The following is a 13,496-nucleotide window of genomic DNA, read 5'->3' on the forward strand; positions in this document are numbered from 1 at the left end:
CCACGTCTCCAAACTCGGCCTTTATCTAAGCGAAACCTGCTAAGATAAACGACACTACTGAACCCATTTGCTTCCAGAGTAAGTCTAATGTTTGCAATCAACACACTGATATAGTAATTTTGATACTCTCAATAAATAAACAAAAAAATCCACTACCTGCCAAAATTTTTGGCGGTGGTGGATTTTTGCTTATGGATATTTTAGGTGCTGAAAAAAGTGGAGTTAACTTTTTGAACTAGGTATAAATGCCTCTCTAAATTTCAAAATATTCGTACAAATCATCGATCGTCAGCTTCTGTTTGTCTTCACCAGAAACGTCGATTTTAATCTGGCCCTTGTCCAAAACAATCAAACGATTACCATATTTTAAAGTATCTTCCAAATGGTGGGTGATCATCAAACAAGTTAGTTTATCCTCTTTGATTCGATCGTCAGTAGCCTGCAATAACTCTTGGCTAGTTTTGGGATCCAGAGCAGCTGTATGTTCATCCAGTAATAAAATATCAGGTCGTTTAATCGTCGCCATCAAGAAACTTAAAGCCTGCCGTTGACCACCAGAAAGCTCGCCAGCGGGAGTGTTTAAGCGATGGCTGAGATCATTTTCCATAGTTCCGGTTATTTCTTTAAAATGGGACATTTGACGTTTTAAACCGCGGAAAACCAATCCACGACGGGCACCACGTTTTTCTGCTAACAAAAGGTTTTCGGATACTGTCATTCGCGGTGCTGTACCTAACTTAGGATCTTGAAAAACTCGGCTAAGGAAACGCGTTCGTTTTTCTTCTGAAAGGTGGGTGATGTTCTGGCCTTTGACCAAAATTTGGCCTTCATCAACGGCTAAGTTGCCACCAATCGTATTAAACAAGGTGGATTTTCCGGCTCCGTTTGATCCTAGGATCGTGATGAAATCACCGGGGTACACTTTTAAATTAATGCCACGAAGAATCTTTTGCTCATCGGGGGTATGGCGATTTACATAAGTGGTCACGTTTTGCAGTTCTAAAATTGGATTAGTCATGATCTCGCACCTTCTTATCTGGGAGTGGCGTTTTAACGCTATTTTTAACAAATCGGTCTAAATGCAAAGCAGTGCGGAAGGTTGGTAACATCAAGCACAGCGCTAATACAATGGAAGAAATTAAGTTCAAATCGTTTGTACTGAACCCGAGTTGCAACACGATCAACAAGACAAAACGGTATAAAATGCTACCGCAAGTCACGGCGATTAACCGCTGATTCATGGATAAGTTACCGAAAACCACTTCGCCGATGATGATGGAAGCTAACCCGATAACGATGATTCCGATTCCCATGTTGACGTCGGCATAGCCATCACTTTGGGCAACTAAAGCACCGGATAGGGCGATCAAGCCGTTTGAAACCATTAAACCCATGATCTTCATGCTATCAATATGAATACCAAGCGATTTTGCCATTGTTTCATTATCACCAGTTGCGATGAAAGCTTGACCCAAGTTAGTTTGGAGAAACATACCTAACACGATGGTCACAATGATGACAATCAACAAACCAAGGGAGACACTGTCGAAATATTTAGGCAAAGACTCTAAAAACGAATTGGTGAATAAACTTTGTTTTCCCAGCAAGGAGATGTTGGAAGTGCCCATAATGCGCAAGTTAATCGAATAGCAAGCGGTCATGACCAAAATGCCGGCTAACAAGATAGGAATGCGACCTTTGGTGTACAAAAGTCCGGTTGCTAAACCTGCCAGCATCCCAACCAGAATTGCTAGGAGGGTAGCTAAAATAGGTGACACGCCGTGGGTAATTGCGGCCACACAGACTGCGGCGCCCATGGGAAATGTGCCTTCAACTGTCATGTCAGGGAAATCGAGAATTCGGAAAGTTAGAAACAGTCCAATTCCCAAAATACCCCAGAGGAAACCTTGTCCGATTGCAGATGTTATTAAACTCATTTGAATAACTCCCCTTCCGTTTTGGCCGTTTTAAGTAATGAGTCAGGAATGTGAATTCCTAATTTCTTGGCCTGCTTTAAATTAATAGTTAATTCACCATGTTTGACGTATTCTACTGGTGTTTTGCTAATTTTCTTACCCTTAAGTAAACGGCCAGCCATGCGGCCAGTCATAATGCCCAATTTGTATTGGTTAACGCTGTAGGTTGCCACGCCACCTTGTTTGACCATGGTATCAACCGCGGGGAAGATCGGTACGTTAGCGTTATTCGCATTTTTGACGAGAGTCTGCATAGCACCGGCAATTGTATTGTCAGTGAGGACGTAGACGGCATCGACATTTTGTAACATGGTCTGTGAAACTTGGTTCAAATCATTAGAATTAGAAATCGAGTAAACTTTGTATTTAACGTTTTCTTGCCGGCAAAGCTTAGTAAACAATTTGTACTGTGCAACCGCTGAATTATCGCTGGAAGTATAGATAATGCCAAGTGTCTTAAGTTTTGGCATTAGTTTTCGAATTAAACCAAGTTGTTCTTTTAGTGGCGCCTGATCGGAAACACCGGTAATGTTGGCCTCAGGATGATCCTCGTTTTTGACTAGCCCGGCACCTTTAGGATCGGTGACGGCCCCTAAAACGATTGGCGTTTTCTTGGTCACATCAGCTAAAGCGAGTGATGAGGGGGTTGTAATCCCAATCATTAAATCGGCATTTTCGTTCTCGAACTTCTCACTCATGGATTTCAGGTTACTTTGATTTCCCTGAGCATTTTGATAATCGATCTTGACCGTTTTACCTTTGACATAGCCTTCATCTTTGAGTCCCGCGATGACTCCCTTTTGAATTTGTGCCAGGGCTGGTTGATTCATAAGTTGCAGAAGGCCAACTGTGGGGATCTTTGGCTTGGCAGTTTGTTTGGTGTTACTTTGAAAAAATGCAAAACCTAGAAAAATAAAAATTGCTGCGATAAATGTGATTAAGCGTTTCATATGGTTAACTCCTCGTATTATATGTTTTGAAACTTTGCTTCTTACTATTCACTACTCAAAATTAATGACCTGCCCATGGAATTGAATTTTTTAGAAAGAAAAAAGAACAATCCCATTGCAGGATTGTTCTTAATAAATCGAAAACAAAACCCACATGAATATTATAATCCATGCGGGCTTTTTTCTACGTCAAAGTTAGCCGGCACAGATACGATCTGTATGCATCCAGGTCGTATCTTGCCAAAAGACAATCACAACCTAATTACCGGCTTTGCCAACGATTATTCAGTTGTGTGTTTGTCTTTGTCATATGCGTAACCAACTTTCCTTATTAATTGATTCTGAGTATAGATAAGTTTTTGATGAGTGTCAAGACAAATTTGAATTTTTTTTAGGGTGTGCCTGGGTATGAAAAAAGCCTCTCAAACTTTGGACAGTTACCAGAGGCTTAATTCATATTTAAGTTGTTGTAAAAGTCCACCGTCTTAAACGGTAAGCTATTGGATCAGGATTTAGTCGCATAAATCTTGATCCTTTTTGATTACACCCATATTATAGAATTTTTGAAGTGCTAAATCAATAAATAACATATTAAGAAAGTGTTCTTGAAAAGAGAAGGATAACTCAATTTTCAGATGGATTCAACACATATCAATCATACAGATTAGGAAAGTGGTAGTTCCTCTGATTTCATAAATTGGTTTTACCATAGTTATTCCAAAATGGACGTGAATTACAAACCGTGCTATACTTTAGAAAAATTATAAAAGTGAGGGATCTGCCATTGAGAAATTAAGTTAATTCTGTTGAACCTGTTAGTGCACCTGTCATAGGGTGGACTGTGCAGTTTTTCAGGATTGGCTAATCTTTCTCGATGGGCAGGTCCTTTTTGTATGCTCATTTTTAGTCGGCCTGAAAAAGCTAGAAAAAATGAGGAATTTATATGTCTAAAATTGAAATTAAAAATCTAACATTTGGCTATGATACGCAGGGGAGTTTGCTGTTTGATCACGTCAATTTAAACCTGGATAGTAACTGGAAACTAGGATTGATAGGGCGCAATGGCCGCGGTAAAACAACTTTTTTGAATCTTCTCCAAAATAAATTAAATTATCAAGGACAAATTAGTGCCAATTTAGCCTTTGATTATTTCCCCCAAACAATTAAGAATCCACAGCAACTTACCTTCTTCGTCTTAAACGATTTGGGTGTTACTGAGCAGTGGAAAGTAGAACGCGAACTGAATTTATTGGGAACTGATCCTGATATTTTGTGGCGAGCCTTTACTACATTGTCCGGTGGTGAACAAACCAAAGTTCTCCTGGCTAGTTTATTTACTCAAACTGTGAATTTCCTTTGATTGATGAACCGACTAATCATTTGGATATTAAAGCTCGTGAGCAGGTAGCTAATTATTTGAAACATAAGAAACAGGGTTTCATTGTGATTAGTCATGACCGCAAGTTTGTCGATGACACAGCCGACCATATTCTCTCAATCGAAAAGTCCAATATTTTAATGTATCAGGGCAATTTTGCCACTTACGAAGCCCAAAAAAAGTTGAGTGATACACATGAAGAGATGGAAAATGCCAAACTTAAGAAGAGCATTTCCCGGTTGAAACAGACAGCGGCTGAAAAGGCGGAATGGTCACGTTCTAAAGAAAGCGAAAAATATGGAAATCCTCACGTTAAGGGAAGTGGATCAATTGGCGATACAGGCGCGATTGGAGCCCGGGCAGCGCGTACCATGAAGCGAGCGTTAACCTTGCAAAAACACATGCAAAAAGATATTCAGGAAAAAGAAAAGCTGCTGAAAAATATTGAATATATTGATCCGCTGTCAATGAATTTTGTGCCAACCCATCATGATCGATTGTTGACGGTTAAAGATCTTACCTTGAGTTATCCAGATTCTGAAAGTTCCTTGTTTGATCCCATTTTGTTTGAGATTAAAAAAGGCAATCGGGTGGGAATCGTTGGCCCCAATGGTGCAGGAAAATCCACCTTGATTCGGGCAATTCTTGGTCAGTTTGCCGGCAAGGTCTCTGGTGAAATCGGGCAACCACAACATTTAAACGTTAGTTACGTGCGCCAAAGTTATGACGACAACCGAGGTACGTTAACTGAATTTGCGGAAACAAATCACCTAGATTATCAGGAGTTTTTGAATAATCTCCATAAATTGGGGCTCGAACGCAATGTGTTTACAACTAAAATTGAGCACATGAGTATGGGACAGCAAAAGAAAGTGGAGTTGGCAAAATCATTGTCGGTGCCGGCGGAATTCTATTTGTGGGATGAACCGTTGAATTATCTGGATATTTTTAATCAAGAACAGTTAGAAACCCTGATTAAAACGGTTAAACCCTCTATGCTGATCGTGGAACACGACCGGGAGTTTATCCAGCATGTGACAACGGATGTGGTGGAGCTGAAAACGGTTGGATAAATGAGCCTAATTCTGAAAAATGGCAGTATCTAAATGCGAGATATGATAAAATGAATTAAACAAATATACTTTGAGCTTTATAAGTATATACAAATTTAAGGGGATTTTTAAAAATGGTTCATTTAATTTATACCGCTGTATTAACGATTATTGGTATTTTTTGTATCTTCGTTCCGCTATGGCTGTTGATGCGCGCTAACAAATCAATTTCAATGAAGGTGCTCCCTACAGAAGACGACACTAAAGTGTTCTACACGTATGTTTGGTTTTACGAAACTGGGAAATTAGAAGTTCTGAATGGAAATGCTTATCAGGTAGGCAAAGAAATTCAGGCAACAAATGCTGGCAAGTATGTCATCAAAGAGGTCAACAAAGAAGTATTGTTCATGGGAATGCAACGCAAATATGAATTTGTTTTAGGCTAAAAAAAATGGCGATTCGCAATTAAGCGGATCACCATTTTTGTTTATTTTGATTTCTCTTCTTTAAGCTTCCAAGCTTTGTAAAGATCATAGCTGAACAGAATAAAGATTGCAATTGTACTTACGGTAGTAATTGTAAGGCCAAACGAGACGAAATCAATGATTGACAGCAATAACATAAATATTGCACCGATTAAACTGATAATGATTTTTCTGTTCATAGTTATTCACGACCTAAGCATTTTGTTCTTCAGCTTGTACCTTTGCAACACGTTCACTGATCTTCATAAATGGAAGGTAGAGAACAACACCAAGTGCGATGATAACAAATTGCACAACAGGTGCACGCCAATCACCGGCAGTTGCTAGATAAGGGCCAATTAGTGGTGGAGTAGTCCAAGGTACTAACACGACGGTTCGTCGTACCAAACCAACGAGGGTTGCGTAGTAGCCAATAATACTACCAATAGTTGGGAACAAGACGAATGGAATCATCATTGGTAAGTTGAAGACAATTGGATAACCAAAGATCATTGGTTCGTTAATATTGAACAGTCCAGGAGCTAATGATAAGTTAGCAACTTGACGTGAAGATTTAACCTTACTGAAAATTAAAATAGCAATAATCAAAGAAATTGTACTTCCTGAACCACCAATCAAAGTGTAGCTACTTACAAATGAAGTAGTGATGATGTTTGGAATATGTGCGAATGAATGTGAAGTTGCATATGCAGTCATGTTAGCATTCATATTGATTAAAACTAGAGGATCCATCAAAGTACCAGAAATAACAGTTTGGTGAATACCTAAAGTAAATAGGAAGTTGGCAGCTGTATAAATTACACAAAATCCAACAATGTTAGTATTGAAACCACGTAATGGTTCCTGAACCCAAGTCTTAATTAAGTTGATCAAATCGGCATTGAAGAAGCCTGCAAGTAACGCAGCAATCAAAGCGAATAATGACATTAAGATTAAAGCGGGTAGTAAAACACTAAATGATGAAGAAACTGCAGGCGGAACGTTATCGCCTAAATGGATCTGTAAACTCTTGTAACTTGATAACTTAATAAAAATACCAGTTGCAAGTAATCCAACAATAATACCACCAAACATACCTTGTGTACCGGTGTTTAAGTAACTAAGACCGCCAGTAACAGCTGACATTTTTGCACCAGCTGAGGCAACAGTTCCTAGAGAAACCGTCTGAGGCATCATGATCATTAAACAAGCTAATGACATGGCAGATGCAGCGATTGGGTTAGAGAAGCCCCTTATTTTTAGCAAGTGCATATCCAATCATAGGGGCTACCAACAAACCGGCAACCTGTAAGGTACCATTATTAATGGCATTTCCGAAAACCTGGACCTTTGCTAAAGTTTCACCATGGAAGATCCATGTGAATACAGTATTATTGAGCAATACACCAAGACCAGCGATGATAAAGACGGGTAAAATAACCGCGAAAGCATCACGTAATGATCGAAGGTAAACCTAGTTACCGACTTTAACGGAGACTTCGGTAAACTTTGCAATAAAACCCGAGTTCTCAAGTTTTTCGCTTGAGCTTTGGTTCTTATCTTCACTCATAAGTTTTTTCCTCCTTTTATATTAAAACAATTTACGCTAAGTCATTTCCGTTTGAGGCGATGACTTTTTTAAACCAACCATAACTCTTCTTTGGAATTCGTTTCATGTCACGTAAATCGTGATTACCACGGTTGACATAAACCATTCCATAACGTTTTTCCATGTTTCCTGATGAACTTGGAATATCGATCAAGCCCCAACCCAGATAACCAATGACGGGAACACCGTCTTCAAACATGGCATCTTTCATTGCTTGGATATGTGCACGGTGATAATTGATTCGGTAATCATCTTGAATTTCATGACCATCGTAAGTTTCACGGACACCAATTCCGTTTTCAATTGGAAACATTGGAACGCCATAACTGTTGTAAGTCTTTGTGAGAATATCACGGAAACCAAGTGGGTCAATGGACCATCCCCATTCGGAAACTTTTAAGAATGGATTTTCTTTGCCGCCAGCGTCTAGATAATAATTTGGGAGGGTATTATCTGGAACGACCGAACTGCTAATTGTGACGCTTTGATAATAGCTGAATGCAATAAAGTCACTTGATAATTGATTAAATACGTTCTGGTCAGCGTCAGTGAAATCCATGTTAATGCCGTGATTCTTCACGAAAGTGAGAACTTCGTTTGAATAACGACCGTGGACAAAAACATCTAACAAATTACGGTTTAAAAATTCGTCGATCTGACGTGCATATTGCACATCCTTTGGTAAGGATGATGCAGGATAAACTTCGCTATAAGCTAACATGCCACCAATCAAGTTGTCAGTTTGTTTATGTAAATAATTGGCAACTCCTGCATGGGCCAACATCACGTGATGTGAGATTTGGTAAAGTTCATCATCTGTTCGCTCGCCTTTAAGATAGCCGGCAATTCGGAATGTTTCCGAAGTGGAGTACAAGTTTTGCTCGTTAAAGGTGATCCAATATTTGACACGATCACCAAAGCAATCGACCATCTTTTTACCATAATTGACAAATGAATCAACCACATGACGATCCAAGAAGCCGTTATACTTCTCAGCCAAATGAAGCGGCATATCAAAATGGTAGAGACAAATCATTGGTTGAATATGCCGTGCCAATAATTCGTTAATCAAATTGTCGTAGAACTTGATTCCTTCTTCGTTAAATTCGCCATCGCCGTCTGGATTGACACGACTCCAAGAAATCTGGAATCGATAACAATTCATTCCTTGATTAGCCATCAGATCGAGATCTTCTGGATAATTGTGGTAATCATCGATTGCAACTTTCCAATCTGAAGAGTTTTCTGTTGCAGGAAATGTATCGTAGACGGATTTTCCTTTTCCGCCTTCGTTATAACCTCCTTCCGTTTGCATACTTGATACTGAATTTCCCCAAAGAAAACCTTTGGGCATCTCTTTTGTCATGATTCAATCTCCCTCTCTCTTGAATACGTTTTCATTATATATCCATATTCGTCTCTATGTAAAGCCTTTTATTTAAAAAGTATATACATCTGTGAAATAACTAGAAATTATAAATATACGGATGTATGAAATATGGGGAGAAAAGGTTAGAATGGGGATAATAAGAATAGTGGGGATAAATATGTATAAATATCAGCAAATATCAGAAAAGATTCGAAAAAAAATAGTGAATGGAAACTTTAAAGCAGGGGGGTTGCTACCAGATCAAAATAAGCTGGCAAGGGACTTTGGGACGACCCGAATTACAATTAGGAAGGCCATTCAGGCCCTAATTATTGAAGGAATCGTGTATACAAAACGTGGTGCAGGAACCTTTGTGCGCAAAGATTACATGCAAAACTTAGATGATATGGGAAATGCCATTGATAAGCCTTTGGGAACAACTCATACTCATCCAAACAAAAAAGTAACCAGTAAGGTTTTGTCTTTAAATGCGCGTTTACCAACTAACGAAGAACAAAGTAGCTTGATGATTTCTTCTACAGAGCCCGTTTATGTGATTGAACGAGTGCGTTACATCGATAATAAAGTTTACAGTTATGAACACACGATTATGCCAACAGCGGTTGCAGAAATTACTGAAGATGTCTTACATCACTCCATTTATCAATATTTAACCGATGAATGTCATCTCACAATTACGGGTTCTCATCGAATCGTGCGTGCTGCAAAAGCGACGCAAAAAGATGTTGAAGCCATGGGAGTCGAAAAAGATGAACCCGTTTTGGTGATTGAACAGGTCAGTTATTTGGAAGATGGGGAACCTTTTGAATTCTCAGAATCTCATTTCCCTTATCAAACCAACCAAGTTACGGCCGACATTGACTTAAATGTATAGCAAAAAGCTTTACCGCAGATTAATACGGTAAAGCTTTTTTACATACCCAAATAGTTAATTTCCCGACTGATTAGCTGCGTGAAAGTAGAAGCTTAAATTTGGGTAGACATAAATTGTTTGTGAAAAGTTAAATAATACGTCGTTATTATAGTAATTAGATTGCTGCAAGGTCATACAAGCTGTTTTGGGTTCCAAGCCCAACAAGTTAGCGGCTTCACTGGATAACCGGTCTTGAGATAAATATTGATCACTATTATTAATCCGAATTCCATATTTTTCTTTGATGTAATCGAAAATGGAATGATTAATACTAGACAAGCTTAGTGAAGGAACCTCGCTTTTGACATAGTACGCATATTCCAAACTGTATAACTGCTTATCCACATAACGAAGACGAATAACCCGATACAATGCTGCACCATCTCGTGTGCTAAATTCTTTTGCCAAAGCTTCATCAGCATGAATCTCATCAAAAGTTACAATTTTAGAAGTCATATTTTTGTGATAACGTGATCGACTAGCACCCATGGTTAAATTAACAACCGTTTTTTCTGCCTGGCTAATATCATTCACAAAATAACCGCTACCCTGGACGCGGCGAACTAAGCCTTTTTGTGCCACAATATCGATGGCTTTCCGAATTGTATTACGACTGACATTATAACGTTCCATCAGTTGATGTTCCGTTGGAAGTTTTAGTTTAAATAACTTATTTTCGATTGAATGAATAAGATCATCAGCAATGTCATGATACATTCAGATTTCCTCCGTTCCCCATAGTGGCTTGATTTGTATTCTATTTGTACCTACCATTCATCTTCCAATTGTAATGAAAACGGTTTAATAGTCAACCACTTTAGTGTAAAAAAAACATATTTTTTTAAATTAGTACAAGTTTTTAGGTACAAAATGGACAAAATAGCTGATCATCAATTAATGAATAAAGGACCAATTATATTCAGAAAAAAATAAAAAAGTTTGATAATTCCCGTGATGAGGGGGATAACGGGCCATTGCAAATTTTTTTCGATTATTAAGCTTGTAAAATTTGTACCTACGAGTTACAATGCAATTGTAATGAAAGCGGTTTAAAAAGTAAATCGCTCGAGAACAAAAAATAAGACAAATTATTAGGAGTGAGCATTATGGCGGAGAAAACAATTATGTTAGTTTGTGCAGCAGGTATGTCAACAAGTCTTTTGGTATCAAAAATGCAAAAGGCCGCAGCAGCAGAGGGTGTTGATGCAGAGATTTTTGCAACAGCAGCTTCAGATGCAAATAACAAGTTGGAAGAGAAACATCCAGACATCTTAATGCTCGGACCACAAGTTCGTTATATGGAAAATAATTTCAAGAGCAAATTGGATATTCCAGTTGAAGTAATCAATATGCAAGATTACGGGATGATGAACGGTGAAAAAGTGTTGGCAGAAGCATTTAAGACATTGGGTGTGAAATAAGACAGAGTGGTAAACAAAGTGGGTAGCTCACGAGTACTAGCCTAGATTAGGAAATGATTCACGTATTTTGTGAATTGTTTTCTAATCGTAGCTAGACGGAATGAGCTGCTTTGGTTAGCACGTTTCAGCCCCAACAACGCAAACAATTTTGAAAGCGGAAACAGAAATTGTTTCCGTTTTTACATAATCCAGAAGGAGAATTACAGAAAATGGCCGAAGAAGAAAAAGAACAGAACTTAGAAGCAATCATGGGATTAATTATGAATGGTGGGAATGCAAAGAGTTCTGCATTCGAAGCAATTAATTCCGCAAAAAAAGGTGATTTTAAAACCGCCGATGCAAAATTAAAAGAGTCCGATCACTTCTTAACAGAAGCACACAATTCACAAACTGGTATGTTGACTGATGAAGCAAACGGGAAACATGCTAAGGTCACATTATTAACAGTTCACTCTCAAGATCATATTATGAATGCCATCACATTCCGTGATTTGGCTGGTGAAATTGTTGATCTTTACAAACGACTTGATAACGTCAAAGTCGAAGATTAGAAACTCGAAAGGGCAGCCAAGTCTTTAGGTGGTTGCCCTTTTTTAAATAAAAAATGAGGTGTAGAAAATATGAGTGAACAAAAAATGCGTATGCCAGAAGGCTTTTTATGGGGCGGTGCTGTTGCAGCCCATCAATTAGAAGGCGGTTGGCAAGAAGGCGGTAAGGGTGTCAGTATTGCCGATGTCATGACGGCTGGAGATAAAGATCATCCCCGTCGCGTAACTGATGGTGTTAAAAAAGGTGAAGTTTACCCTAATCATTGGGGAATTGATTTTTACCATCGTTATCCAGAAGACATCAAGCTATTTGCTGAAATGGGATTCAAATGTTTCCGGACATCAATTGCTTGGACACGAATCTTCCCTAACGGCGATGAAACAGAACCTAACGAAGAGGGACTCCAATTTTATGATGACTTATTTGATGAGTTATTAAAGTACAACATTCAACCTGTTATTACTTTGTCTCATTTTGAAATGCCTTATCATTTGGTTAAAGAGTACGGCGGCTGGTCAAATCGAAAGTTGATTGGGTTCTTCTTAAATTACGCGGAAGCAGTTTTCAAACGTTATAAGAATAAAGTTAAGTATTGGATGACTTTCAACGAAATTAACAACCAAACTACTTGGGATGATCCACACCCAATGCTGCAAAACTCCGGGTTACAACTTGGTAAAGATGATAACTGGGAAGAATCAATGTACCAGGCCGCTCATTATGAAATGGTAGCTAGTGCCAAGGCTGTAAAGTTAGGACATCAAATTAATCCTGATTTCCAGATTGGTGACATGATTGCGATGTGTCCCATTTATCCTTTGACGGCTGATCCTAAAGATATCATGATGGCAGAACGGGCAATGCAAACGCGTTACTACTATGGCGATGTGCAGGCTAACGGTTTCTATCCTAACTGGGTACCTAAGTATTGGGCTCGCAAAGGCTTCAAGATTGATCGTACGGAACAGGATGCTAAGGATTTGCGTGAAGGCACTGCTGATTACGTTGGCTTCAGTTACTACATGTCATTTGTAACGAAGTACAAGGCTGACAATCCGGATTATGTTTATACAGAATCTAAGGATCAAGTTGATAATCCTTATACTGAAAAATCAGATTGGGGCTGGCAAATTGATCCTGTTGGTTTGCGGTATTCTATGAACTGGATGCAGGATCGTTGGCATAAACCAATGTTTATCGTTGAAAATGGTTTTGGCGCTTATGACAAGAAAGAAGCTGATGGTAGTGTTCACGATGATTACCGGATCAGCTACTTCCATGACCACATTGAAGCAATGGAAAAAGCCGTTGTTGAAGATGGCGTTGATCTGATTGGTTACACACCGTGGGGCTGCATTGATTTGATTTCAGCCAGCACTGGTGAAATGAAGAAACGCTATGGCTTTATTTACGTAGATCAAGATGACGAAGGTAATGGTTCTTTGGCCCGTTCTAAGAAAGATTCCTTTGATTGGTTTAAGAAAGTAATTGCTTCGAATGGTGAAGATATTTCCGAAAAATAAAACGCTATAAAATGAGTTTAATTTAAATAAATTAGAAAAACAGTCAGTAAAAGTTTCTGTGGCTGTTTTTTTAGTCTGAAACATGTTCCAAAGCCGAAGACAAAGTGCTACTCTATAGAGGTAATCAGGGGAAGGTGTAAATGATGTTTCCGTATGAAAGAGTGAAATTGTTAAATCAGTTGGAACTAAGCATCTACAAATATATCATTGCGCATCCTGTGGAAGTTGAAGGGATGACGATTCGTCAGTTAGCCAAAAAAAGCCATGTGTC

General features: G+C 38.8%; 10 protein-coding genes and 2 pseudogenes. 6 read left to right on the top strand and 6 right to left on the bottom strand.

Features of this window, described 5'->3' with window-relative positions:
• Positions 1 to 253: 253 nt before the first annotated feature.
• From PPA04_RS08225 to trpX, 3 genes are read right to left on the bottom strand one after another with little or no spacing between them, the layout of a single operon-like run.
• Positions 254 to 1,018 (bottom strand): ABC transporter ATP-binding protein, encoded by a 765-nt coding sequence (locus PPA04_RS08225; protein WP_057783375.1) that lies wholly within the window; start codon positions 1,016 to 1,018, stop codon positions 254 to 256.
• A complete protein-coding gene (locus PPA04_RS08230) occupies positions 1,011 to 1,937 on the bottom strand; it encodes an ABC transporter permease (protein WP_057783373.1) in 927 nt (308 codons plus the stop codon). The genes PPA04_RS08225 and PPA04_RS08230 overlap by 8 nt, the downstream gene beginning before the upstream one ends.
• Positions 1,934 to 2,926: a tryptophan ABC transporter substrate-binding protein gene (gene trpX, locus PPA04_RS08235; protein WP_057783372.1), complete on the bottom strand. Its 993-nt coding sequence runs from the start codon at positions 2,924 to 2,926 to the stop codon at positions 1,934 to 1,936. The genes PPA04_RS08230 and trpX overlap by 4 nt, the downstream gene beginning before the upstream one ends.
• A 943-nt stretch (positions 2,927 to 3,869) precedes the next feature.
• Between trpX and abc-f the strand changes: the two are divergent.
• A pseudogene (gene abc-f, locus PPA04_RS08240) lies at positions 3,870 to 5,377 on the top strand (ribosomal protection-like ABC-F family protein).
• Between the two features lie 113 nt (positions 5,378 to 5,490).
• Complete coding sequence (locus PPA04_RS08245; protein ID WP_057783370.1) at positions 5,491 to 5,802, top strand: hypothetical protein; 312 nt, start codon at positions 5,491 to 5,493, stop codon at positions 5,800 to 5,802.
• A gap of 231 nt (positions 5,803 to 6,033) precedes the next feature.
• Here the strand turns inward: PPA04_RS08245 and PPA04_RS08250 are convergent.
• Together PPA04_RS08250 and PPA04_RS08255 are read right to left on the bottom strand one after the other, a co-directional pair.
• Positions 6,034 to 7,390, bottom strand: a pseudogene (locus tag PPA04_RS08250) (PTS sugar transporter subunit IIC).
• Positions 7,391 to 7,421: 31 nt separating this feature from the next.
• Positions 7,422 to 8,795 (bottom strand): glycoside hydrolase family 1 protein, encoded by a 1,374-nt coding sequence (locus PPA04_RS08255; protein ID WP_057783367.1) that lies wholly within the window; start codon positions 8,793 to 8,795, stop codon positions 7,422 to 7,424.
• Between the two features lie 181 nt (positions 8,796 to 8,976).
• On the opposite strand from PPA04_RS08255, the gene PPA04_RS08260 reads away from it, so the two are divergent.
• On the top strand, positions 8,977 to 9,693 hold the full coding sequence (locus tag PPA04_RS08260) for a GntR family transcriptional regulator (RefSeq protein WP_057783365.1): 717 nt from the start codon (positions 8,977 to 8,979) through the stop codon (positions 9,691 to 9,693).
• Between the two features lie 54 nt (positions 9,694 to 9,747).
• Here PPA04_RS08260 and PPA04_RS08265 read toward each other — a convergent pair whose 3' ends face one another.
• On the bottom strand, positions 9,748 to 10,449 hold the full coding sequence (locus tag PPA04_RS08265) for a GntR family transcriptional regulator (RefSeq protein WP_057783364.1): 702 nt from the start codon (positions 10,447 to 10,449) through the stop codon (positions 9,748 to 9,750).
• Positions 10,450 to 10,838: 389 nt separating this feature from the next.
• On the opposite strand from PPA04_RS08265, the gene PPA04_RS08270 reads away from it, so the two are divergent.
• The 3 genes from PPA04_RS08270 to PPA04_RS08280 all read left to right on the top strand — a co-directional run bounded on the left by PPA04_RS08270 (position 10,839) and on the right by PPA04_RS08280 (position 13,225).
• Complete coding sequence (locus tag PPA04_RS08270; protein ID WP_057783362.1) at positions 10,839 to 11,153, top strand: PTS sugar transporter subunit IIB; 315 nt, start codon at positions 10,839 to 10,841, stop codon at positions 11,151 to 11,153.
• 209 nt (positions 11,154 to 11,362) lie between these two features.
• Positions 11,363 to 11,704, top strand: coding sequence for a PTS lactose/cellobiose transporter subunit IIA (locus PPA04_RS08275; protein ID WP_057783360.1), 342 nt, complete (start codon positions 11,363 to 11,365; stop codon positions 11,702 to 11,704).
• Positions 11,705 to 11,773: 69 nt separating this feature from the next.
• Positions 11,774 to 13,225, top strand: coding sequence for a 6-phospho-beta-glucosidase (locus tag PPA04_RS08280; protein WP_057783358.1), 1,452 nt, complete (start codon positions 11,774 to 11,776; stop codon positions 13,223 to 13,225).
• The last annotated feature ends 271 nt before the right edge of the window (positions 13,226 to 13,496 follow it).

It is taken from the genome of Pediococcus parvulus, from assembly GCF_007990205.1.
In the GTDB taxonomy this organism is placed as follows: Bacteria; Bacillota; Bacilli; order Lactobacillales; family Lactobacillaceae; genus Pediococcus; species Pediococcus parvulus.

Coding starts and splice junctions, on each gene's coding strand:
- PPA04_RS08255 (WP_057783367.1), bottom strand. CDS start 8,795: ATGACAAAAGAGATGCCCAAAGGTTTTCTTTGGGGAAATTCAGTATCA.
- PPA04_RS08275 (WP_057783360.1), top strand. CDS start 11,363: ATGGCCGAAGAAGAAAAAGAACAGAACTTAGAAGCAATCATGGGATTA.
- PPA04_RS08280 (WP_057783358.1), top strand. CDS start 11,774: ATGAGTGAACAAAAAATGCGTATGCCAGAAGGCTTTTTATGGGGCGGT.
- PPA04_RS08230 (WP_057783373.1), bottom strand. CDS start 1,937: ATGAGTTTAATAACATCTGCAATCGGACAAGGTTTCCTCTGGGGTATT.
- PPA04_RS08265 (WP_057783364.1), bottom strand. CDS start 10,449: ATGTATCATGACATTGCTGATGATCTTATTCATTCAATCGAAAATAAG.
- PPA04_RS08225 (WP_057783375.1), bottom strand. CDS start 1,018: ATGACTAATCCAATTTTAGAACTGCAAAACGTGACCACTTATGTAAAT.
- PPA04_RS08245 (WP_057783370.1), top strand. CDS start 5,491: ATGGTTCATTTAATTTATACCGCTGTATTAACGATTATTGGTATTTTT.
- PPA04_RS08270 (WP_057783362.1), top strand. CDS start 10,839: ATGGCGGAGAAAACAATTATGTTAGTTTGTGCAGCAGGTATGTCAACA.
- trpX (WP_057783372.1), bottom strand. CDS start 2,926: ATGAAACGCTTAATCACATTTATCGCAGCAATTTTTATTTTTCTAGGT.
- PPA04_RS08260 (WP_057783365.1), top strand. CDS start 8,977: ATGTATAAATATCAGCAAATATCAGAAAAGATTCGAAAAAAAATAGTG.